20 protein-coding genes are annotated in these 23772 nt (G+C 59.6%); 4 read left to right on the top strand and 16 right to left on the bottom strand.

The features are described from left to right. Window positions 1–47 precede the first annotated feature (47 nt). On the top strand, window positions 48–2414 hold the full coding sequence (locus B060_RS0107995) for a serine hydrolase (protein ID WP_236621526.1): 2367 nt from the start codon (window positions 48–50) through the stop codon (window positions 2412–2414). Here the strand turns inward: B060_RS0107995 and B060_RS0107990 are convergent, their stop codons facing one another. The 8 genes from B060_RS0107990 to B060_RS0107955 all read right to left on the bottom strand — a co-directional run bounded on the left by B060_RS0107990 (window position 2415) and on the right by B060_RS0107955 (window position 8864). Beyond that, window positions 2415–2816 (bottom strand): RusA family crossover junction endodeoxyribonuclease, encoded by a 402-nt coding sequence (locus B060_RS0107990; RefSeq protein WP_018081250.1) that lies wholly within the window; start codon window positions 2814–2816, stop codon window positions 2415–2417. Further along, on the bottom strand, window positions 2780–3598 hold the full coding sequence (locus B060_RS0107985) for a peptidylprolyl isomerase (RefSeq protein WP_018081249.1): 819 nt from the start codon (window positions 3596–3598) through the stop codon (window positions 2780–2782). Before B060_RS0107985 ends, B060_RS0107990 begins: the two co-directional genes overlap by 37 nt. Further along, window positions 3595–4200 (bottom strand): hypothetical protein, encoded by a 606-nt coding sequence (locus tag B060_RS0107980; protein ID WP_018081248.1) that lies wholly within the window; start codon window positions 4198–4200, stop codon window positions 3595–3597. The genes B060_RS0107985 and B060_RS0107980 overlap by 4 nt, the downstream gene beginning before the upstream one ends. A 3-nt stretch (window positions 4201–4203) precedes the next feature. After that, window positions 4204–4392: a hypothetical protein gene (locus B060_RS0107975; protein ID WP_018081247.1), complete on the bottom strand. Its 189-nt coding sequence runs from the start codon at window positions 4390–4392 to the stop codon at window positions 4204–4206. A 51-nt stretch (window positions 4393–4443) separates the two neighbouring features. Continuing rightward, window positions 4444–5697 (bottom strand): cytochrome P450, encoded by a 1254-nt coding sequence (locus B060_RS0107970; protein WP_081606814.1) that lies wholly within the window; start codon window positions 5695–5697, stop codon window positions 4444–4446. Window positions 5698–5753: 56 nt separating this feature from the next. Next, on the bottom strand, window positions 5754–8057 hold the full coding sequence (locus tag B060_RS0107965; RefSeq protein WP_026172689.1) for an ATP-dependent helicase: 2304 nt from the start codon (window positions 8055–8057) through the stop codon (window positions 5754–5756). Between the two features lie 216 nt (window positions 8058–8273). Continuing rightward, window positions 8274–8507, bottom strand: a complete 234-nt coding sequence (locus B060_RS0107960; RefSeq protein WP_018081244.1) for a ribbon-helix-helix domain-containing protein — start codon at window positions 8505–8507, stop codon at window positions 8274–8276. A 159-nt stretch (window positions 8508–8666) separates the two neighbouring features. Beyond that, window positions 8667–8864 carry a DUF4169 family protein gene (locus B060_RS0107955; protein WP_018081243.1) on the bottom strand — a complete coding sequence of 66 codons (198 nt, stop codon included), beginning with the start codon at window positions 8862–8864 and terminating at the stop codon, window positions 8667–8669. Window positions 8865–9253: 389 nt separating this feature from the next. Here B060_RS0107955 and B060_RS0107950 point away from each other — a divergent pair, with 389 nt between their 5' ends. Next, window positions 9254–9652 (top strand): YccF domain-containing protein, encoded by a 399-nt coding sequence (locus B060_RS0107950; RefSeq protein ID WP_018081242.1) that lies wholly within the window; start codon window positions 9254–9256, stop codon window positions 9650–9652. A gap of 36 nt (window positions 9653–9688) precedes the next feature. On the opposite strand, the gene B060_RS0107945 is transcribed toward B060_RS0107950, so the two are convergent. The 6 genes from B060_RS0107945 to B060_RS0107920 form a co-directional block, all read right to left on the bottom strand. Further along, window positions 9689–10540 (bottom strand): MCP four helix bundle domain-containing protein, encoded by an 852-nt coding sequence (locus B060_RS0107945; protein ID WP_018081241.1) that lies wholly within the window; start codon window positions 10538–10540, stop codon window positions 9689–9691. Between the two features lie 136 nt (window positions 10541–10676). Then, window positions 10677–11972 (bottom strand): MFS transporter, encoded by a 1296-nt coding sequence (locus tag B060_RS0107940; protein ID WP_018081240.1) that lies wholly within the window; start codon window positions 11970–11972, stop codon window positions 10677–10679. Between the two features lie 179 nt (window positions 11973–12151). Beyond that, window positions 12152–13807 carry a GH39 family glycosyl hydrolase gene (locus tag B060_RS0107935; protein WP_026172688.1) on the bottom strand — a complete coding sequence of 552 codons (1656 nt, stop codon included), beginning with the start codon at window positions 13805–13807 and terminating at the stop codon, window positions 12152–12154. A 31-nt stretch (window positions 13808–13838) separates the two neighbouring features. After that, window positions 13839–15638 (bottom strand): IlvD/Edd family dehydratase, encoded by a 1800-nt coding sequence (locus tag B060_RS0107930; protein ID WP_018081238.1) that lies wholly within the window; start codon window positions 15636–15638, stop codon window positions 13839–13841. Between the two features lie 9 nt (window positions 15639–15647). Next, window positions 15648–16841 carry an aldose epimerase family protein gene (locus B060_RS0107925; protein WP_035422771.1) on the bottom strand — a complete coding sequence of 398 codons (1194 nt, stop codon included), beginning with the start codon at window positions 16839–16841 and terminating at the stop codon, window positions 15648–15650. Between the two features lie 224 nt (window positions 16842–17065). Continuing rightward, a complete protein-coding gene (locus B060_RS0107920) occupies window positions 17066–17896 on the bottom strand; it encodes a FadR/GntR family transcriptional regulator (RefSeq protein ID WP_018081236.1) in 831 nt (276 codons plus the stop codon). A gap of 146 nt (window positions 17897–18042) precedes the next feature. Here B060_RS0107920 and araD1 point away from each other — a divergent pair, with 146 nt between their 5' ends. Continuing rightward, a complete protein-coding gene (gene araD1 / locus B060_RS0107915; protein WP_018081235.1) occupies window positions 18043–19038 on the top strand; it encodes an AraD1 family protein in 996 nt (331 codons plus the stop codon). Between the two features lie 158 nt (window positions 19039–19196). Further along, a complete protein-coding gene (locus tag B060_RS0107910; protein ID WP_018081234.1) occupies window positions 19197–19712 on the top strand; it encodes a hypothetical protein in 516 nt (171 codons plus the stop codon). Window positions 19713–19714: 2 nt separating this feature from the next. On the opposite strand, the gene B060_RS0107905 is transcribed toward B060_RS0107910, so the two are convergent. After that, on the bottom strand, window positions 19715–21673 hold the full coding sequence (locus tag B060_RS0107905; protein WP_018081233.1) for an alpha/beta hydrolase family protein: 1959 nt from the start codon (window positions 21671–21673) through the stop codon (window positions 19715–19717). 68 nt (window positions 21674–21741) lie between these two features. Further along, window positions 21742–23721 carry an alpha/beta hydrolase family protein gene (locus tag B060_RS0107900; RefSeq protein WP_018081232.1) on the bottom strand — a complete coding sequence of 660 codons (1980 nt, stop codon included), beginning with the start codon at window positions 23719–23721 and terminating at the stop codon, window positions 21742–21744. Window positions 23722–23772 lie beyond the last annotated feature (51 nt).

The raw sequence follows: 23772 nt of genomic DNA, 5'->3' as shown, positions 1-23772 counted from the left end.
GCCTATTTTCGCCTCTGGGGTGCATGCGTATCGGGATTTAAGCACGGATGGCCAGGCGGGCTCTCACTATCGGACAAAATTTCAGCACGTTGACGCGCGGCACGAGCCTCGCGCTGTCGCTCTTTCTCGCTCTGGGGTTTGCCGCACCGGCGGTGCCGCAAACCATTGATGCTGCCACTCCCATACCGGAAACTAAGCCCGCCGAACTTAAGCCCGCCGAACTCAAACCCTATATGCCGTCGAGCGCATCGGCGGAGGCCAGTTCGGAAGCGCCGAAACCGCGTCCCCGACTGAAGCCGCGCACAACCGTTATCCCGCCCAATCCCGCAGGGCCTGTGCGCACAATGCCGGCCAATCCGGATGCACCGATCGGTTATGTCACCACGATACCGGGGGGCGTGACCGCCAGGCCAGCGCCGATGGTGACCCCCAGCCTGTCGCCACGCGCTGGTCAAGTCTCTGGCGCCGTCCCGGCCAGCACCCCGATCAGCCCCGACGATATCGAGACCTTCACCGACTCGGTGGTGCGCACCCTGATGCAGCGCGATCATGTGCTGGGCGCCACGGTGGCCATCGTTCAGGGCAATACGCCGCTGCTGATCAAGGGCTACGGCTATGACCGCCTGTCGCCCATGCGCCATGTCGATCCCAATACCAGCCTGTTCCGCATCGGCTCGGTGACCAAGACGTTCACCTGGATCGTGGCGCGTCAGGAAATCGAGGCCGGTCGCATCAAGCTGGACGCGCCGTTTGGTGACTACCTGCCCAATGATATCTACGTCCGCGATCCGCGTTACAAGGACATCACCCTGCGCGCCTTGATGGATCATACCAGCGGCTATGAAGACACCAGCCTTGGGCATCTGTTCCAGCTTAACGGTTCGCGCCTGATCGGGCCGGACAGCTATTTCCACCTGCACAAGCCGCGTCGCGTCCGCGAACCCGGCCAGTTTTCTTCCTATTCCAACTATGGCGCCGGCCTGGCCGCGCGCGCCCTGCAACAGACGGCGCACGCTCGCGATGTGCCGACCCTGATGGAAACGCGCATCTTCCAGCCGCTCGGCATGGAGCACAGCACCCTGCGCGAGCCTTACGACGTCGGCGCGACCAATCTGGAATCCCTGCCGGCGCCTTTGTCACCGCAATTGACGCGCGATCTGTCGGACGGTTTTATCTGGGACGGTGCCACCTATGAGCCCCAACCCTTCGATCACGCCATCTCCCTGTCTGGCGCGCTTGGCGCTTCCTCGACCGCGCAGGACATGGCGCGCATGATGGCCATGATGCTCGGCAATGGCCAGAACGACGGCATCCAGCTTTTCAACGCCGCTTCCGCCGACGCTTTCCGCCAGCCGCTTATGAAAATGCCCGAAGGCTATAACGGCTGGGCGTCGGGTCTGATGGTGCGCGAAAGCCCCGCCGGTTTCACCACCTATGGCCACGGCGGCGCGACCCTGTGGTTCAATTCCAACATGATCCTGGTGCCGGAAATGAACCTCGGCATCTTTATCAGCACCAACACCCAGACCGGCAGCGCGCTGGCTGCCAGCTTCCCCAACCTGTTGCTCGATCACCTGTCGGGCGATCTGGTGCGGCCGCCGCTGATGCCGCAACCGAGCATGGCCTATGAGCGGAACAAGGCCTATTACGACGCCATCAAGGGACACTATGTCTCCAGCCGCCGTGCCTATGGCGGTCTCGAAGGGGCGATCACGCGCCTGCTCAACACGGTGTCGGTTACGGTCGATGCCGATGGCCGCCTGATCCTCAACACGCAGAACGGCCTGTCGGCCTTCGTGCCGGCCTCGGCACCCGGCTTCTTTACGCAGCAGGATAGCGAGGATGGCGGGCCGGCGCAGCAGACCGGCGGACTGCACTTCCTGTTCAACGCCGACGGCACCCATGTCAGCGCCTTCGAAACGGCCACCAATGAGGCGCGTTACGAGCGGGTGAGCTGGATTCACAATCCCGGCATGGTGACCGTGCTGACCGCCTTCATGATGGTGTCGTGCATCTTTGTGTGGTTATCGCTCGCCAAGGGGCCGGCGCGCCATGAGCATCCGAGCGAGGAGCAGGGCCGCGCCACGCTGATTTCGGCCGGCTTGTCGATACTGTGGCTGGCGTCGATCTTCGTCTTCCATCACTGGCGCTCGCAACTGGCCGATGATCCCGGCGCCTTGTTCACCAAGTGGCCGAGCGGGCAGGTGCGCCTGGCCTCGACCCTGGCCTTTATCGCCGCGCTCGGCACGCTCTATCAGTTCGCCACCTACTACTTCGTCTATAACGAACGCGGCCGCCATGGTGATGGCTGGCCGATGTGGCAGAAGGCGGCGCATGGCGCTCTGCTGCTGTTCTGGGGCTTCTACATCATCGTGCTGACGGCCTGGGGCGCTCTGGAGCCGTGGAGCTGGTAATCAGCGCCGGATCGCATAGACGCGGATATGGATCTGCTCACGCTCGCCGGGATGGCGTTCGACCAGAAGACGCGCCACCTGTGAATCGTCGTGGAAGACAAAGCCCTTGATGGCGTCGAGCAGGGCCTTGGCGAGGTTGTCGAGGTCCATCCAGGGCGGATCGCCGATATGCTCCATGCGGATTTCTACCGCATAATCGCCCCAGGCCGCACGGCTGGCATCAGGATTTTTGGGCCACTCTTTTCTGAAAAACTCATAGACCAGCGGCTTGTAATATTTCGCCTGTGTGGTCAGGCCATCGATCACGATCTCGATGCCATCCGCCGTCTCGCGCGCCCGGACCTTGCCGGAAAGGATCCACTCCGTCACGGCATCACCCGCGCCGGCACGGTGACGTCGCATATCGAGAAATCGGCACCTTTTTCCGCGCGCACGCGGTCGGTCAGCGCCTTGAAGGCGGCGCTTTTGGTGTTCATCACCAGTACTTGCGGCGGCGTTTTCATATCGGCCATGATCTGCAGGTTTAGCATCGAATCCGGCTTTGCCGGCGGTTCGCCCGGCGCCAGTTTCTGCAGCACGTCGCCACCGATGATCACCTGGCCAACCGGTGTGTAGTCGCGGTCAAGGCGCTGCGTCGGGGCCAGCATGAAGAAGATTTCGGCATTGGCGGAATCGAGCGGGGTATCGTCACGGCCCATGCCCATGGTGTTGTTGCAATAGCTGCCCCAGGCGTGGACGGCCTGATCGGGATTGGCGCCCATGCGCTTCTCATCGACCGACACATAGGGCAGAGCGCCCATGAAACCGACATCCAGACCACCGGGACGCGCCACGACCGTATGCGGCACATCGGCCTTGAGGCGGAAGCGAAATTCGGGCTTGAGGTTGGGCAGTTCGGTCTTTCCGCCATCGACATTGCCGGGATCGCCGGTCTGGGCCACGAAGCCCGGAATGACGCGGTGGAACAGCAAGCCGTCATAGGTGCCGCGCCGCGCCAGCAGCTTGATGCGCTCGACCGCCTTGGGGGCGACTTCCGGGTGCAACTCGATGATCAGCCGGCCTTTATCGGTATCAATGACCAGGGTGTTGTCCGGATTGACGGTCAGCCAGTCGGGGTCTGAAGCCTGGGCGGGCAGGGCAGGGAGAACAAGCGCCATGAGGATGGCCATTTTCAGAAGTGTCATGCGTTTCTCACCAGCCATTCGGCTATAAACGTAACGTCGTCATCATAGGTCAGGTCCTGGGGCTGCATCTGTCGGGCCGCCAGCATGACGGGCAGGTTTTTCATGAAGACCGCATACTCATCGGCAATGGCCGTGCCGCCGGGAACGGTCTTGCGTTTGGAGGCGCGCCGAAGCCATGCCGCCACCTCAATAATCAACGGATCGACATCATTATTGTGGGCGTGGATATCCTGACCGGAGATATCCGATATGTATTTCTGATAGCGATAGGCTTCGCGGTCAAAAATGATCGCCTTTTTAAGCGATTGCTCCGCATCGCCATATTTTCTCGCCCCGAGAAACAGGCCCAGCTCCAGAGGCATGTTGAAGCGCGGCAGCGGCGGATCACCATCGGAGTCCGTCTTGGATATGTCGTGGATACCGTATTTGCAATCTTCGATAATGCGGCAAATCTTGTCGAACCGGACATCGCCGCCGTCATCTTCCTCGCGCGCGCACCGCGGATTAAAGCCGCTGCGAATAACGGTGAACAGGATCGCCTTGAAGAAAGAATCATAATCATCCGAAAACGGACAGTTTATAAAAACGTCCTCAGAATTCATGGATCAGGCGCTTTTTCCCAAAGCTTTGGCCACGGCCTCACGCACTTCTTCAACCGTGAAATTGGTCGGTGCGCGAACAGGCTTCAGAATTTTTACACCGTCCTTGGTGACGCCCAGCACCTCAGGCCGGCGCGTTCCGCTTGTAGAACGGCGCTTGGCGGCGGCCGATTTCTGGATCAGAGGCATATTCATAGGCTCAATATCCGCCTGAACCGGTAAAAAATCAAGCGCGCCGCCAAAATATCACCCTGTCGCCACGTTCAGGCGCGCAAGCCCCCGCACGCCCGGCACGGCGCGCCATTCCGGCGCGGAAGCCTCGACGCGCCGCAGGTTCGGGAAGCGCTCGAATAGTTTCAGCAGCGCCATCTGGCCTTCCATGCGGGCTAGTGGCGCACCGAGGCAGATATGGGCGCCGGCGCCAAAGGCCATGTGCGGATTGGGACGGCGCGTGATGTCGAAGCGGTGCGGATCGTCGAATTTTTCCGGGTCGCGGTTGGTGGCGATCAGGCTGACCACCAGGGCGTCGCCGGCGTGGTACGGGCATCTGGCGATCGCCCCCTCGCTCTTCGGAAAGCGCGCCGTGAAGGAGATCGGCGGCTCATGACGCAGGATTTCCTCGACCGCCGGCTGGATAAGCCCCGGATCGGCCAGGATGGCGTCGCGCGCCTCTTTGTGATCGAGCAGCAAGGCGACGCCATTGCCGATCAGGTCGGCCGTGGTCAGGTGCCCGGCCACCAGCACGGCGAAGAGGTTGTGCAGGATTTCGTTGTCGTCGATCGGCGCGCCGCGCGCCTGCGCCGCCAGCAGGTCGCTGACGAAATCATCACGCGGCTCTGTGCGACGCTCGGCCATAAGCTGGCGGAAATGACCGAAGATGCCGCGCCGGCCTTCCAGCGCCAGGTGCTCCTGCTCGGCGGACTTGGTCGGATCGAAGGCCAGTTGCCCGGCCTCGGTCCAGCGTTTCAGATCGTCCAGCGTCGCATCGGGGCAGCCCATCAGCGCGCCCAGCACCCGCATGGGGATTTGCGCCGCATAATCGGCTACCACATCGAAGCTGTCGCGCCCCGTCAGGGCGTCAAGCCGTTCTGCGATGATGCGCGCCACCGTGGCCTGCAGGGCGGCGGCGCGTTTCAGGAAGGCCTCGGCGATAATCGTGCGCACACGGGTATGGTCGGCGCCATCGAGCGTGACGATGGAATCGTGGCGGCCGAATTCGGCCTCGACCGCCTCATTGAGGCGGCGGACATTGGCGATGACGGGGTTGTTAGGAGCGGCATTGTTGAAATTGCGCGACAGATGGGCGTCACGCAGGATTTCGCGGCCGGCGGCATAGGATGTGATCAGCACCGCCGGCAACATGCCGTCGTGCTCGACCGGACGTGCGGAACGTTGCGGATCTAACAGGGTATGCGGGTTGTCGCGGAAGGCGGGGTTAAGCTCGGAATATTCAAAAAGCATAAACCGTGGCGGCATCGGACTGGTAGACGCATCGGGCATGAAGGCGCTCTCCTAAGCGACCCCCCAGCCGCTGTTCGCAGGTGCGAACCTAATGCTTAAGCCCGATCCACGAAACTGTCGATAACCTTCTTGTCGCCGCTGGTCTCAAAATTAACGATCAGCTTGTTACCTTCGATCTCGACGATCAGGCCATAGCCGAACTTCATATGGAAGACGCGCTCGCCGAGCTTGAAATTCTTGGCCGAAGGCTTGGCGGGCGCCGGTTGGCGGTGCGGAGTTGGGCGCGCCTTGGGCTCCAGCCGGCGCATATCGACACCGGCCAGATCGCCGCCATAGGCTGGCGCCTCGGCTTTTTTGGTATAGTTCGGTTCATAGCCGGCGCGGTCCCAGCGGCTCTGCTGCGATTGCCAGCCCGCCGACTGATAGCCGGTCTGCGAGGTGGCCTCGACGTTCTCGATCGGCAGTTCATCCACGAAGCGCGACGGAATCTGGTTGGTCCAACGGCCATAGACCTGACGGTTGGCCACGAAGCTGATCTTGGCTTCCTGACGGGCGCGCGTGATGCCGACATAGGCGAGACGGCGCTCCTCCTCCAGCGATTTCAGCCCGCCTTCGTCCATCGAGCGCTGCGACGGGAAGATACCTTCCTCCCAGCCCGGCAGATAAACGACGGGGAATTCCAGCCCCTTGGCGGCGTGCAGGGTCATCAGGCGTACGCTGTCGCCGCCATTGTCGCGCTCCAGATCCATGACCAGCGAAACGTGCTCGAGAAAGGCGGCCAGATCATCGAAGGCGGCCATAGAGTTGCCCAGTTCCTTGAGGTTGTCGAGCCGCGTCTGGCCGGAGGTCTTGTCGGCGCGCTGCATGTCGAAATAGCCGCTATCCGTCAGGACGGTATCGAGCAGGACGCTGGCCTGCGCGTCCTTGCTGAGATCGAGCCAGCGCGAGAAATCACGCATGAAGCCGACCAGCGGCGTCTTGGCGCGCGCCGGCAGTTCATCGGTCTGGATCAGGTCGCGCACGGCGGTCATGACCGAGACGCCAGCGAGGCGGGCCTGTTGCAGCAGTTTTTGCACGGTGGCGTCACCGATGCCGCGCTTGGGCACATTGATGATGCGCTCAAACGCCAGATCGTCATCGGGCGACTGGATCAGGCGCAGGTAGGCGATGGCGTCGCGGATTTCGGCGCGTTCGAAGAAGCGCGGGCCGCCGACAACCGTGTAGGGGATCTGCAGCATGACGAAACGTTCTTCAAACGCCCGCATCTGGAAGGAGGCGCGCACCAGAATGGCCATGTCGGACCACTTGCGCGGATCGTTATCGCGCGTGCCCTTATGCAGCCGCTCCATGTCTTCGGCCACGAACTGCGCTTCGGCGGCGCCATCCCACAGCCCCTGTACCTGCACCTTGTCGCCGCCCTTTTCGTCGGTGAAGAGGGTCTTGCCGAGGCGGGCGGTATTGGCCTTGATCAGGCCGGCCGCGGCGCCCAGAATATGCTCGGTCGAGCGGTAATTGCGCTCCAGCCGAATGATTTTGGCGCCGGGATAGTCGCGCTCGAACTTGAGGATATTATCGACCTCGGCGCCGCGCCAGCCATAGATCGACTGGTCGTCGTCACCGACGCAGCACAGGTTGCGATCTGTATTGGTCAGCAGGCGCAGCCACAGATACTGCGAGACGTTGGTGTCCTGGTACTCATCGACCAGAATGTATTTGAACTTGCGGTGATAGGTTTCGAGGATGTCCGGGTGCTTGGTCAGGATGTCGAGATTGTGCAGCAGCAGGTCGCCGAAATCGCAGGCATTGAGAATGCGCAGACGATCCTGATAGGCCTGATAGAGCTTGATGCCTTTATTGCCGCCAAATTCAGCCCCCTCGCCACCTTTAATCTTATCCGGTGTCAGGCCCTTGTTCTTCCACTGGTCGATCTGCCAGGCAAAGGATTTAGGCGTATAGCGCTTCTGGTCGATACCTTCCTGCTCGAAGATGCCCTTGAGCAGACGCACCTGATCGTCGTCGTCCAGAATGGTGAAGTTCGATTTCAGGCCTACCAGATCGGCATGGCGGCGTAGGATCTGCGCGGCGATCGAGTGAAAGGTGCCGAGGTTTTGCAGGCCTTCCGCCGAGGCGCCGACGAGCTTTTGTGTGCGCTCGCGCATTTCGCGGGCAGCCTTGTTGGTGAAGGTGACGCACAGGATTTCCCACGGTCGCGCCAGCCCCTGTCCGAGGATATGGGCGATGCGCGTGGTCAGCACGCGGGTCTTGCCGGTGCCGGCGCCCGCCAGCACGAGCACGGGGCCCTGCACCGTGCGGACGGCGGCTTCCTGTTCGGTGTTGAGCCCGGTGAAGAGGTCGGGCTTGACGGCAGCCATCTGGCTTATGGAGGGGGACGTGGTCATGGCCCTCAGTTAATCGCAGTTGGCCGCCGCGCCAAGTGACAAATAGCCCCGATCACAGAAATCGGCACAAAAAGTGAACGTTTTTTGTTGCGCGACTTCGGACCACAATGCCAAACCCGCGTAACAGCGTTATGTTTTAGGGTTTAAAAAAACCACTGTTTCAACTCTGGCGCGTTATCTATGCGCAGTGTCGAAGGGGAGACAGTGGACGGAAGCTCAGTTTTTTTTGCGTTTGGCGCCGGCGCTTTGCACGTAGGCGAGGGCTGATAAGCGGCAGAAAGACGCCAGAAGGCTTTCCCCCCGCTTGGAATCGAGTTCGGCGATCAGTGCCGCCAGACTGATTCGGCGATCCTTGGACATGGTTTCGAGAACCACCCAGAATTCCGGTTCCAGCGCTACGGATGTGGCGTGGCCCGCCAGGTTGACGGAGCGTTTTTTTAAGCCAGGCATTGTTTTCCTCCTCTGTCATGAAGGCCCGCCGCCACGAAGTGCTTTGGGTAAGGTGTGCCCCTATCCACCGCGAAGGTAGGGTTGTTCATGTTGACCTCTGGTACTATATAACCTTGTTATCTTGTGGTTAGTCAAATTTGTGATCTTTATTGTTCATCGTCAACTTATTTTATTATCGTCGTCAGGTTTCAGGCGCTTTTGAGCCAGTTTATCAGCCTTAGTTTTTTGCCTGGTTTTTTCCAAATTTCTAACCTTGGTTGAAATTCCATAAATTATGCGATTTTCCGCAGCCTTGCTGGCTTCACGTTGTTTTATCATGGCTTTTCTAGCCTTGTTGAGATTGATCATCTCCGCCATTGCGCGCTTCCTTTACGTCGAAATGCCTATTACAATTGTCTGCGTACAGACATTATTTGTACCGCACCGTTCAATTTTTAGCAGTTAATCATTCGCAATATCAAGTAAATATGTATACTATTTTACAATCTCGAAGGCCATGCCAGATGTATTTCCAAGCATTGATATGTATATAGTAAACGAATTCATGTAAGATGTTAGTATATTCTCTCGTGATGTCCATGTCCATATCACTATAGGTAAATCCAGGTGTGCCGCTAAGGCCTTCTCGGTAATAGGATGCGCGGACCGGCGCGGCTAAGCCGCGCTTCCTCATGACGGAAATTTAACATGACGCGCGACGCAAAGCGCGCATACTTTAGGCCGCCATCCCTTTATAAGGCCCTCCCATGACGCTTCTGCTCAATATTCTTTGGTTTATCTTCGGCGGCTTCATCGCCGGGTGCCTGTGGCTGTTCGGCGGACTGGTTCTGGCCTGCACTGTGGTCGGCCTGCCCTGGGCCTTTTCGGCCTGGCGCATCGCCGGCTTCGTCTTCTGGCCCTTCGGCAAGCAGATTGTCGATCGTGAGGCCTATACGGGCGAGGCGGCCATAGGCGGCGGCTGCCTGGGCGTTGTCCTCAATATCATCTGGTTTGTCTTCGCCGGCTGGTACATCGCTCTGGCGCATATCATGGTCGCCATCGCCGAGGCGGTGACCATCATCGGCATCCCGTTCGCCTTCAAGGACATCCAGCTGGCGCAACTGGCTCTGGCGCCGGTTGGCAAGATGGTGGTCGACAAGCCCTAAATTGAAGCCAAAGCGCGGACGCTTTGGATAAGTGTCCTAATCGAGCAGAATTTCGCGCAGCTTGAGTTCTTTCTCGTGCTCGGCCTGCGCCTTGGCGGCGGCTAACTGCTCGGCCTCGATAGCGCGTTCCTTCAGCACGGCCAGGGCACGCCAAACCGAGGACACCTCGTCTTCACCCTCGCTCTCCGCCACCGGCATATCGTCATATTCGCCCTTCGAGGTCTTGATAATGGCGGCCGCCAGCTTTTTGAGCGGATCGGTGATGAAATGCGCCACGATCCACAGCGACAGGGCCATGATGGCGGCGATACCGAGCAGGGCTGTCAGCAGGAAATCGCCCGCGCGCTTTTTGCTGTATGTGTCCGCCTCTTTCTGCGCAACGATGAGGTCCTTCTGTGTACCCTGAACGAGGGTATCGACTTGCGCCTGAAACGCGATGCGGTCGGCGCGGTTGCCGTCGCTCAGGCCGCGTGCACCTTCGACATCCCCCTTGGTGGCCAGGTGGGCCACTTGACGGCGCAGGGAGATGAAGCCGGCCATCTGGCCAGAGATCGCCTCAAGGCGTGGCTTTTCCGCGGGTGTCGCATCGGCTTTCCACTGGGCCAGAAGAGTCTGCATTTCGTCGAGATTGCGGTTCAGGCTGGTGACGAAACCCGTGAGTTCCTGTGGATTGCGGGCAATATAGATGCCGCGGGTCTCCATAACCGAATTGCTGATCAGATGATTGAAACGCTCGCCGCGCCACGCATGATCATAGGCGTGATCATACTGCTTCATCATGCGGTTGTAGTCGCCGATGGTTAGGAGGCCGAGCCCCGTTACCACAAAGGCCATCAGGGCAAAGCAGCCCACCAGAATCAGAACACGCGTGCGTATCGACACCGCCATACTCCCCTGTCGACGGGCCTATGGCCCTGAGGCGCGAGTTTGCACCCTATTCCTTAAGGAATACATCAATTTGCGGGTATCTTGCGGTAATGTGTGGGGGCGAAGGCGATAATATTTCCGTGATGTAACCCGGCCACTAGGTCAGGGTTTCGTTGCGTTTCAGCTTCGGCGACATAAGGTGGATATAGGCGAAGGCGACCAGATAGGTGAAAGCGGCGATGGCGAAAATCACCGCGTAGGAGTGGGTGGTTTCCAGCAGGAAGCCGACGAATTTCGACATGAACATGCCGCCGATGGCGCCGGCCATGCCGCCAATCCCGATGACCGAGGCCACGGCCGAACGCGGCAGAAGGTCGGACGGCAGGGTATAGACATTGGCGGAAAACGCCTGGTGAGCCGCCGCCGCCAGGCCGATGATCAGCACGGCCAACCACAGGTCCTTCACGCCGCTGACGAACAGCATAGGCAGCACGAACAGGGCGAACAGGAACAGGGTCGATTTGCGCGCGACATTGGCCGAGAAGCCCATCTTGAGCATTTGCGACGACATCCAGCCGCCGGCGATGCTGCCGGCATCCGACAGCAGGTAAATGACGACGAGCGGCGGGCCGAAGCTCTTAAGATCGAGGTTGTAGTTCTTCTCAAGGAAATCGGGCAGCCAGAACAGATAGAGCCACCATACCGGATCGATGAGAAACTTGGCGATGGCGTAGATCCAGGTTTCCTTGATGAATAACAGCTTGAACCACTTGACCTTGGCCACCTGATCGGCCGGATCGTTTTCGATCAGGGCCAGTTCGGCGGCATTGACGCCCTTATGGTCGCGCGGTTTGCGATACATGCTGAGCCAGGCGATCAGCCACAGCATGCTGACGATGCCGGTGGAGAAGAAGGCGGCGCGCCAGCCCCAGGCGGCGGTGATGAGCGGTATCAGCAGGGGGGCGACAATGGCACCGATGGCGGCGCCGCTGTTGAACACACCAACAGCCAAAGCGCGTTCTTTCTGCGGGAACCACTCGGCAATGCCTTTTAGGCTGGCCGGAAAGGCGCCGGATTCACCAAGGCCCAGGCCAAAGCGCGCCAGCATGAACTGCGTCGAATTGGTGACGAAGCCGGTCAAGGTGTGGGCGAGGGTCCACATACCAAAGGCGATGGTGTAGCCGGCGCGTGTGCCGATCTTGTCGATAAAACCGCCGAAGCTGATATAGCCGAAGGCATAGGCGCACTGGAACCAGAAAACGATGTCGGCATAGGTCTCTTCGGTCCAGCCCTGTTCGGCCCCGACCGTGCTTTTCAACAGCGCGAAGGTCTGGCGGTGGGTGTAGTTGATGACCATGGCGACCAGCAACAGACCGCAGATAACCCAGCGGATATTGGTCGGTTTCTGACTGGGTGTGGACGGACTGGCGGCGGCTTCCTGAACCTGTGACATCGACTTCCTGCACGTAATTTTGTTTTATAAAGCCGTCACCTCAAGGCTTGGCGTCAGACATGATTAGGCAAGATCGTGACACCGGTGTCAAGGTGCGGGCGTAAAAATGCGCAAGAATATACCTGATGCAGGTCACGCCACCTGTCTTTCCGCGGCTCACAGGCGCCTTCGGGCACGGCCTAATTCACGGGTGTGATTACGAGCAAGGTGACGCCCTGACGCGGCAGCTCGAAATTCAGACTTGTCTCGCCGGCGTTTATGTTTAGCGCAGCCGGTTGATCGGGCGCCAGTAAGGCCGCCGCTTTCAGGGCGTCGTACTGCGCATTGTCGGGCGCCAGGGGCGATCCCATGGCCTGATAAGCGGCAAAGCTGTTGGCGTGGGTCGCGTCGATACGGTAGCGCGTCATGACCGCGCCCTTTTTGAAGGCGGCCGGCAAGTGGTCAAGCGCCAGAGACACCGCCGCGTCCGGCCCGGCGACATCATCGTCATGATAGTGCCAGACAAGGATGCTGAGGCGATCGCCGTCGCGTGCCGCTGTAACGCCGACGTCAGCATCATCGCGCACACCGCTGGTCATGACGGCATCAAGCGGCGTCTGATGATCGGACAGGGCGGCGACATGCTGTCCCTTCATCCGCGAGAACAGGCGAAAGACATTGAGCACCGGCATGTCGATTCCGTTGCTGGCCAGTTGGCGGAAGCCGGCGAAATAGCGCTGGTCCTCGAATTCAAACGCCCAGCTTAAAGCGCCTTCGAGTTTCACACCGCGCCGCTGCGCCAATTCGGCGACACGCGTGAAGCTGGCAGCCGTATAGCTCGAATACATGGTGCCGTTGCGATAGGCATTGGCCGGGCCCTGGCAGGCGGCGCAGCCCTCCGGATCGAACTCGCCGATAATGATCGGCTTGTCTTTGAAGGCCGGACGCGCGGCGATGGCGGCAAATTCGTGATCGGCCGCCCGGAGCTGGGTGGCAAGCCCCATGCGGACATGACCCTCCACGAATTCAGGCCCGCCCTTGGCATGGAAGGACAGGAAATCTGTCGGTGTCGCCGTCTTTTCCATGTGATCCATGAAGGCCGACATGAAATCATCATTGGCGCCGGCCATATCCGGGCCGCCGACGCGGGCCTCAGGCAGGGCGCGGCGCACGGCCCTGACGCTGACCTCGTGCAGTTTGAAGAACTCTCCGCGGGTGCCGCCCCAGTAATATTGCGGCAGGTTGGCTTCGTTCCAGGTTTGCCAGTACCAGCTCGCCACCTCGTCATGGCCGTAGCGCTCGACGCAGTGCTTCACCCATTGATAGACCAGCTCTTCCCACTTGCCGTAGTCTTTTGGCGGATAGGCCCAGCCGGTGCGCAGGCTGCCGCTGCCTGGCCGCCAGGTGTGCTGATAGGGCTGCGGCTGCGTGGAGAGGGCTTCGGGCATGAAGCCAATCTCGACATAGGGTTTCACGCCGCGCGCCAGGTAGGTGTCGAAGATACGGTCGATGATGCGCCAGTCATAGACCGGATGACCTTGCGCGTCCTCGGTATAGGCATTGGTGGAGCCCCATTTCAGTGCCGGCGTGCCGTCACCCGAGGTCAGCAGGTTGTGGGCGCGGAAATAGACATGGCCGGGGGAGAGTGCGCCGAGCGAGGTGAGGAGGCTGCGGCCATCCTTCATGGTGGCGTAGTTGGGCTCATCGGCGCCGAAGAAGCGCCAGATCGGCTCGACCGGCCCGGTCGTTTTCGCGGCATCGACCGATATCTTCACGGGGAAGCTGTCGGCGGACGCGGAAACGGCCGCACCCATCAAGAGCGCGGCCGTCAACAAGGCGGTTTTTAATATGGACATGCGGCCTCCATTGTTCGGGGCCACCTAAGGCCTAGTGGTTATCGCGTGGCAGGCCTCGTGTCTGGGCAATCTGCTGGAACTGGATGGCGTCTTCCAGACAGGCGCCGCTGCCCATCTGACCGACGGTGCGGCGCTGCATTTCCTGCCACGGCGTCTGGCTGGCGGGATACTTGTAGCCGCCTTCAGCTTCCAGTTTCGCACGGCGCTGTGCCAGTTCCTCATCGGAAATCAGGACATTGACCGTGTTGGTGTTGAGATCGACGCGCACCTTGTCGCCGGTGACGAGCAGGGCGAGATTGCCGCCGGCCGCCGCTTCCGGAGAGGCGTTGAGGATCGATGGCGAGCCCGAGGTGCCGGACTGACGGCCATCACCGATACAGGCGAGCGAATGGATGCCGCGCTTGATCAGGTAGGTGGGGCAACGCATGTTGACCACTTCGGCGGCGCCCGGATAACCGATGGGGCCTGCGCCGCGCATGAAAAGGATGCAGTGCTCGTCGATATTGAGCGACCCGTCGTCGATGCGGTGGTGGTAATCTTCGGGGCCGTCAAACACGATGGCACGGCCGACAAAGGCCTGCGGATCGGCCGGATTGTTCAGGTAACGCTCGCGGAATTCGGGCGAGATGACCGACACCTTCATGACGGCCGAATCGAACAGATTGCCCGACAGGACGCGGAAACCGGCGCGCTCTTTTAGCGGCTGATCGTAAGGCTTGATGACCTTTTCGTCTTCGATCACGGCCTTGGCGCAGTTTTCGCCAATGGTCTTGCCGTTGACGGTCATGGCGTTCTCATGGATCAGGCCCTGATTCATCAGTTGCTTGACGACGGCGGGCACGCCACCGGCATGGTGGTAATCTTCGCCGAGATATTCACCGGCCGGCATCAGATTGACCAGCAGCGGCACTTCTTCGCCGAATTCCTGCCATTCCTCGACCTGGAGATCGACGCCGATATGGCGGGCCAGAGCGTTGAGGTGAATCGGCGCATTTGTGCTGCCGCCGATGGCCGAGTTGACGCGGATGGCGTTGACGAAGGCGTCCTTGGTCAGGATGTCCGAAGGCTTCAGGTCTTCGTGCACCATGTCAACGATGCGCTTGCCGGTGAGGTAGGCGGTTTCCTGACGGTCGCGGTGCGGCGCCGGAATGGCGGCCGAATAGGGGAGTTGCATACCCAGGGCTTCGGCCAGCGAATTCATCGTGGTGGCCGTGCCCATGGTGTTGCAATAGCCGGTCGAAGGCGCGGACGACGCGACGAGCTTGATGAAGCCCTGATAGTCGATCTCGCCGGCAGCCAGCAGTTCTCTAGCCTTCCAGACGATGGTGCCCGAACCCGTGCGCTCGCCCTTGTACCAGCCGTTGAGCATGGGGCCGACCGAGAGGGCGATGGCGGGGATATTGACGGTGGCCGCAGCCATCAGGCAGGCGGGGGTGGTCTTGTCGCAGCCGATGGTCAGCACGACGCCGTCGAGCGGGTAGCCGTACAGAACTTCGACGAGGCCGATATAGGCCAGGTTGCGGTCGAGACCGGCGGTGGGGCGCTTGCCGGTTTCCTGAATCGGATGGACCGGAAATTCGAGCGCGATACCGCCGGCTTCGCGGATGCCTTCGCGGATGCGATCGGCCAGCACCAGATGGTGGCGGTTACAGGGAGAAAGGTCCGACCCCGTCTGGGCAATGCCAATGATCGGCTTGCCCGACTGCAATTCCTCCAGCGACAGGCCGAAGTTCATGTAGCGTTCGAGATAGAGCGCCGTCATATCCGGGTTGGACGGATTGTCGAACCAGGCGCGTGAACGGAGCTTTTGGGGGGTAACGGAATCGGACATAGGGTCGGTTTACTTTACAGTGTAGAAGTGATGGACAGTGGTCTGGGTGTAGGTTTGGCCCGGATCGAGACGCGTGGTCGGGAAGGCCGGGTGGTTGGGGCTGTCCGGATAGCGCTGGGCTTCGAAGGCGATGGCCTGATATTTCACCAGGCTCTGACCGCCCTTGCCGACGATCTTGCCGTCAAGGAAGTTGCCCGTATACATCTGCACGCCGGGCTCGGTGGTCGAGATGGTCATGCCGCGGCCGGAGGTCTTGTCCTCGAGGGTAACAGCCAGCTTCGGCGCCGCGGTCAGGCCGCCACGGATGACGTAGTTGTGGTCGATGCCGCCATTGCCGATAACGATCTGCGGATCGGTCGACTTGACGCGATCGGTGACCAGAGCCGGCGATGTGAAGTCGAACGGCGTGCCCTTGACCGGCATTTCCTTGCCCGTCGGGATCAGCGCCTTGTCGACCGGCAGGATGGCGTCGGATTCGATCTTCAGTTCGGCGTCGGTGGCCAGACGGGTGGCAGGGATGCCGCCCAGGTTATAGAGGCCGTGATTGGTCAGGTTGACCACGGTCGGCTTGTCGGTGGTGGCCTTGTAGGTGAAGGACAGATCGTTGTTTTCGGTCAGGGTGTAGGTCACGTCGGCGACGACCGTGCCGGGGAAGCCCTGATCGCCATCCTTGGAGGTCAGGGTAAAGGTGACCGAGGCTTCATTGGCGCCGGACTTCACGTCCTTGATCGTCCAGTTGAGCTTGTCCCAGCCCTTCGGCCCGCCGTGGAGGGTGTTGGTCTTGTCGTTCAGCGGCAGGGTGAAGGTCTTGCCGTCGAGCGTGAACTTGCCGCCGGCGATGCGGTTGGCGTAACGGCCGACCGTGACATTGGTGAAGTTCGGGGTCTTCTCGTAACCTTCGATCGTGTCGTAACCGATGATGATGTCGGCGGCCTTGCCATCCTTGTCAGGCACCAGCAGGCTCTGCATGGCGGCGCCATAGGTGATGAGCTTGACCGAAATGCCCTTGGAGTTCTTCAGTTCGACGCTTTCGACGGCCGTGCCATCGGACAGCGCGCCAAACGATGCGCGCGTCGCGGTGACGCCGGCGGAAGCCGCCGTGACCGCCGTATCGCCCTTGGGGGCCTTGTCCGAGCAGGCGCTGAGCAGCATCAGCGTGCCCAGTCCGGCGACCAGAGCAAATCTTTTCGTAACCAACATCATACCATCCTTCTTGTGAACTGATGACGCCGTGGTGCGGCGCCGGCTTTCCATTCCTGTATCGCCACGCCGGCTAAAAATGACGAAGGGCCGGGCGCGCGTTTATGATTTTCTGACCGTTACATACCGCGCAGGCATTAGTCAGACAATAAAAAAAGCATATATCGTACAAAATAAAGCAACAATTTGACGGTGCGTCCTGTTGCGCCTGTAAATGTGGGGGACGACTACTGGGAAAAGGTGCGCTGGGTGTCTTCGTGGGCCATGCGGATCAGTGATTCCATGCACCAGCGCGCGCCGCTGGCGTCACGGCGTTCGATGGCCTCGAACACGCGCTCATGGTCGGGCACCGGATCGCGCGTCAGGGCGTTGTGGCGCGCCTTGTAGCGCGTGGTCCAAGAGACGGCGGCCTCGATCGAACTCGACAGCGAGGCGAGAGCCTCGTTGCAGGTGGCCTGGATCAGGGCGTGGTGGAAATCAAGATCGGCGCGGCGGCCTGTCTCCGATTGCAAGGTTTCGCGCTTCATGATCTCCAGCGCGCTGCGCATCTGCTCGATCTGCGCCTCGGTGCGACGGGTGGCGGCCAGTTCGGCGGCGGCCGGCTCGGTGATCAGGCGCAGCTCGAACAGCGACTTGATAAAGTCCTGACTGGGCTCGGTTTCAAACATCCAGCCGAGCACTTCGGGATCGAGCAGGTTCCAGCGCTCGCGCTCGGTGACGCGCGTGCCGGTTTTGGGGCGGCTTTCGACCATGCCCTTGGCGGCCAGAATGCGAATCGCCTCACGATAGGCCGAGCGCGAAATATCGAGTTTCGAGCTCGATTCGATTTCGTTGGGCAGGATCTCGCCGGACTTGAACGTGCCGCGAAGGATGTCGACGCCGAGGCGATGCGCCAGAGCGCCGTGCAGGCGGCCCTGATACATGGTATGGCCATGGGTGGCGGCATTATGCTGGACATCGCCGCGCAAGGCGCGGGCCGGACTGATTTTCAGGCGGCTGCCGGTCGACTTCGGATCGGTGGCAGAGGTTGACGCAGAGGCAGGGATGGGTTTTCGCATATGTGTTTCCTTAGCCCAACACATGACATTGAATTGTCTGTTTGACAAAGTGAATTTACAAGCTAAAGAGCTTAGAATATAGCCATTTGTCTGAGTTAATGGCGTGCATGGCCTCGATCATGTGCGCAACAGAGAGGAAGTTTTAAATGACCCTGCGTCTTATACAGATTGTCACGCCGGAAGGCGAGCGCCGCGTTCTGGCCGCGCAGGCAGATGGATCGGCGCGCAGCATTAATGGCGTCAGCTCAACCTACGAACTGGCCCGCAAGGCCATTGCCGCCAAGGCTTCCCTGGCCGCGCAGGTCGAGACGCAAGGCCTGGGCGACGAGATCGACGTGGCGGTTGCCCTGTCGGAAGGCCGTGTCCTGGCGCCGATCGATCACCCCGACGCGGCTCACCTGCACGTCACCGGCACCGGCCTGACCCACCTCGGTTCCGCCGAAGGTCGCGACAAGATGCACAAGGCCGCGGCGGCTGCCGAAACCCAGACCGATTCCATGCGCATGTTCCTGATGGGCGTGAAAAACGGCAAGCCCGAAGCCGGCATCGTCGGCGCACAACCGGAATGGTTCTACAAGGGCAATGGCACCACGCTCGTCGGCCCCGGCGCCGAGCTGAAATCGCCCGCCTTCGCTGAAGACGGCGGCGAAGAGCCTGAAATGGCCGGCATCTATGTCATCGGTGACGACGGCGCGCCGTACCGCATCGGCTATGCCCTCGCCAACGAATTTTCCGACCACGTCACCGAGAAGCAGAACTATCTGTGGCTGGCCCACTCCAAGCTGCGTCCGGCGTCGCTTGGCGTCGAAATCCTGACCGGCGACCTGCCGAAGGACGTGCGCGGCACCTCGCGCATCTGGCGTGGCAATGAGGTCATCTGGGAAAAGCCGTTTATCTCGGGCGAGGACAACATGTCCCACTCGCTTGATAACCTTGAGCACCATCACTTCAAATACGACCTGTTCCGCCAGCCGGGCGATGTGCATGTCCATTGCTTCGGCACGGCCACGGCGTCGTTCGCCGACGGTATCCAGACGAAGGACGGCGACGTGTTTGAGATCACGGCCGCGCCCTACGCCTATGGCCTGCGCAATCCGCTAATCACCCGCGCCGAAGAAAAGGTCGCCATCAAGGCGCTCTAAAATAGTCTGCCTCCAAGGTGCTGAAAGCATCTTGGCAAGGGCAAGGCCCGCCGCCGCCGATGCGGCGCTTGAGCTGCTGGAATGGTTACATAATGTGCGTGGCGGCGCGGTGTGGTCTGGATTATGCTCCCGAAATCTGCTTTCGGGGGAAGTCCGTCATGCTGCGCCGCACCTTGCTTGTCCTGCCTCTGGCGACCCTGCTCGTTCAGACCGCGCATGCGGCGACACCGGGTCCCGATCCCGTCACCATCATCAAGACACTTTACGCCGGCTACCAGGCGCCACCGACCGAGGCGCCGGAATCACCGACCGAAGGCCAGAAGACCTTCTTCACCGACTCCCTTGAGGCGCTCTATACCGCCGCCACAAGTGCGCCGGACGGCGATCTGCCGCTGATCGACTGGGATGTCTTCGCTAACGGTCAGGATTTTCAGATCAGCGACGTTACGGTCACCGCCACGCCCATGAGTGGCGACAGCGCAACCGTGACTGCCCGTTTCAAGAATTTCGACGAACCGACCACGGTGATCTATGCCTTCACGGCGACGCCGCCGGGCTGGCGGGTGGCCGATCTGTCCTACCCGCCCAGCGTCAATTTCCCCGAAGGCTTCTCGCTCAAAGCCTATATCGCCGCCGGCAACAGCGATGAAACACCGGCCCCGACTATGCCTTGAGGCTATGTCGGAGGATTGTGTTTCTCGATAAAGGCGACAATCGTTTTATACATATCGATCCGCGAGGCTTCGTTGGTTTCCCAATGATCCGTGTGATCATATTGAACGAAGGTGACATCCTTGCCGGCGGTTTTCAGGGCTGAAACCATGCTCGTACTTTGCTCGATTGGCACGACCGTGTCATCCTTGCCATGAACGATCAATATCGGCACATTGACGTTTTTAACGTTCTTGATAGGGGAGGCGCTATCAAGATTACTTTCATCACCAAAGCATCTTTTCCAGAAGTTGTAGGTCGTTGACTTTTGCCCGGCATCATAATCGCGCGACCAGTCCAGGAAGGTGCGCAGGTTGGCAAGGCCGGCCACATCGACAGCGCAATTATAGACGCCTGCATCAAGGGTGACGCCGGCCAGCGCGGCATAACCACCATAGGAGGCGCCGATGATGCATACCCGCTTTGCATCCACCAGTCCCTGCGCTGCCAGATAGCGAACACCATCCGATAAATCTGTCTGCATTTTCTTGCCCCATTGTCCGTAGCTGGCCGTTATAAATGCATTGCCGTAGCCTTCCGAACCGCGATAGTTGGGTTGCAGAACCGCATAACCGCGCGAAGCATAGGCTTGCGCCTCACGATCATATTCGAGGCCATCCCGCGCGATAGGGCCTCCGTGTGGCATGACCACCAAGGGCAGATTTTTGGCTTCACGATTAGGGGGCAGTGTCAGATAGGCTTCGATTTCAAGCCCATCTGCTGCTTTGTATTTGATTGCCTTTTTGACGGCGATCCACTCAAACGGGATATCGGGGTAAGCCTCTCCAATGGTTATGTTTTTTCCAGAGACGAAATCAATATAATAATAGGTGCCGGAATCATCGTCACCTTCCGAATAGACGATCATTTTGCGTGGATCATCGGCATAATCGGTGATCATCATGCGATAACCAGTCATAGCGACCTGAGCCTTTTTGACTAGGTCCTGCATGGTGGGATTGTCATAATGATAATTTACCCAGCCGTCATAGCCACGATATCCACATAGGCGGAAGGTTTTGGGATCGAAAATAGGACCTGAATTCGCTCCCTCGATAGGAAGAGGAGCTGAAAATACGCCTTCTGGCGTCACTTCGTAATAATTCCCTTCCAACCCGCGTTCACCTTCTTTGTAAACAACAACGGATGAGCCGTCGCGACCAAGGCCAATCAGAGTGGGATAGTCAATTTCGGATTTCGTAGTATAGATGTCTTTCCAGGCGCCATTCATCCTGTATTGCAAAATCCAGGTGTTTGATTTGGGGTAATAAAGACTGCGGGCCACCATCTCGCCTTCGGGTGTGAGAACCCACTTGTGAGTTTCCCAAGGCGCGCGATCCATCAAATCGTATTTGAGCGACTTATCCAGATCAAAGCTGTAGAGATATTTGGCTTCATCAAAGTTTATCGGATAGGTGGCCGCCGTAAGCTGGCGTTTGCCATCGCGCGCAACGACATTCACGCCGCCCATCACGAAGCTTTTAAAACCTTCGATCTGGCTGAAAGGCACATTGATGGTCTGGGTTTGCAGATTGTAGATGCTCACAATCTGGAACGTACTACGTCCGCCTGCGAAGGCGTCTTCTTTTCCGGTGGCCAGTGTCGACAGAACAAGGTGAATGTCGTCGATCCAGAAAAGGTCGGAAATCTTTGCCTTGCCGAGGTTGAAGGTTTGAAATTTGTTGTCGGCAATATTGTACTCGTGCAGGTACTTGGTGCCGCCGTCTTCCTTAATATAGGCGATATGGTTGCCATCGGCGGAGAGACAGACATGGTCCAGCGCTGGTGATTTCGCCCATTGTTCGGGTGTCGGCACAGGCGGAACCTGCTGGGTTTGCGCCAGAACTTCCGGCCCAAGGATGGCTGTAAAAGCGCCCGCGCTGGCAGTAATCAACAAACGGCGACGGTTAAAACTGGACGTCATGAAAAATCCCCCACAAATATTGCCTTAGTTTTCGCCTTTTGGCCGAAGATGGCAACCTCCCGCAAACCTTAAGCCGGATTATATTTACCTAGGAAAGCCATGGCCGCCTTCATCATCTCGACGCGCGCCGAGCCGACAGTTTCCCAGTGATCCTGACCCTTGTAGGTCACGAACTCGACCGGCTTGACGGCCTTTTTTAGCGCACTTTCCATGCGGCGACTTTGCTCGATCGGCACAACCGTATCGTCGGTGCCGTGAATCAGCAATATCGGGCACGAAGCATTGGCGGCCTGACGTGCCGGCGAAATGGCGTCCCAGTTTTTCGGATCGCCCGTGAATTGCTTCCAGTACAGAACCGAGGAACTGTCGCTTCCGCCGGCTTTTTCGGCGATAAACTCATTGAAGCTCTTGGGATCGGAAATCCCGGCGATCGAAATGGCGCACGTATAGACGCCGGGATCGAGCGTGGCGCCGGCCAGTGCCGCGTAGCCGCCATAGGATGCGCCCATGATGGCGACGCGCTTCGGATCGACGATGCCCTGCTTGACCAGATCGCGCACGCCGTCGGACAGATCGGTCTGCATCTTGCGGCCGAATTCGCCATGGCCGGCGTTGACGAAACGGCTGCTGTAGCCTGAGGAGCCGCGGAAATTGGGCTGCAGAACGGCATAGCCGTTGGCGGCCAGGGCCTGAACTTGCCAGTCAAAACCAATGCGGTCGCGCGCCTGTGGTCCGCCGTGCGGCAGCACGACGAGCGGCAGGGCCTTGGCGGGCTTTCGCGGCGGCAGGGTGAGGTAGCCGTGAATCTCCAGACCGTCGGCGGCCTTGTAGGTGATCGGCTTTTTTTCGGTGATCCATTCGGTCGGCAGCTTATCGTAATTCATAGCCAGAAGCCTGGTGTTTCCGGTCGAGAGGTCGACGAAAAAATAGGTGCCGGCGTCCTGGGCGTTCTCGCCATAAATGATCATCTTGCGCGGATCTTCGGCGAATTCGATGATGGCAGCGCGGTAATCTTCGCCGAGGACAGCTGTCAGGGCACCGGCCAGCTTTCTCAGCAACGTGTCTTCGTAATCGTACTTGATCCAATCATCGGTGCGAGCGAAGCCGACAAAGCGGCTTGTGACCGGATGGAAGAGGGCATCGGTGCTGCCAACGTCTTCGCTGGTATCGAGCGACGGCCCCATAATGCCCTCGGCATTGATTTCGTGGTATTCGCCCTTGGTCTCGCCCTTGTTGAAATAGACGACGACCGACGCGCCATCACGTCCCAGGCCTTGCAGGGACGGATAGTCCAGCGCCTCTTTAAGTTCATAGATCGGCTTGAAGATGCCCATCTTGCCGCGCGGCGCCCGGTTATAATAGAGAGTCCATTTTTTGCGGTCGTCGATAAATTCGGCATAGGCGACGACATAACCATCGGGCGCTATGACGTAGTTCTGTGTATCCTTTGAACTTTCATAGATGAGCCTGTCGCCGGCCTTATCGAGGGGGAAACTGAACAGGCACCTATTATATTCGCCGCTCATGCGGTAATTCGACGCCATCAGCCGGTATTCGCCGTCGACCTTGACCCGGGTCACGCCACCGACGACGATGGAATAGAAGTCCTCCCTACGCTCGAACAAGGTGCGCAGCTTGTTGGTCTTGAGATCGATGACGCGGCCCAGCGACATTTCCTGCTTTCTGCCGGTGAATTGCGGCAGTGACGTCGTCTGGGAATCGATGACGACGACCCGGTCATTATCGCCCCAGAACAGGTTGCGGACCTTGATCGGCCCCAGACTGAGGGTTTTCGGCTTTATGTCATCGACATTGAAGGTCATCAGAAGTTTGGCGTCGCCGGATTGGGTCACCATGGCGACGCGCTTGCCATCGGGCGACAGGGCGATCTCATCGATCAGCGGCGACTCGGCGAAAATGTCGATCGGCGGCAGGGGCACGTCCGTGGTCGCCGGCGCGTCTTCGGCGCGGACGGTGAACGGCAGGCTGGCCAGAGCGGCGGCCGAACCGGAAAAACGCACAAGTGCGCGACGGTTGATCGATATCATGAAAATCCCCCCCCCACAGGTCTTGTCGACCGAAGGTATAATTTTCCAGAT

The organism is Asticcacaulis benevestitus DSM 16100 = ATCC BAA-896 (assembly GCF_000376105.1).
Taxonomy (GTDB): Bacteria; Pseudomonadota; Alphaproteobacteria; order Caulobacterales; family Caulobacteraceae; genus Asticcacaulis; species Asticcacaulis benevestitus.
Note: the sequence above shows the minus strand (reverse complement) of the source record. Positions and strands in the feature narration are given on the sequence as shown.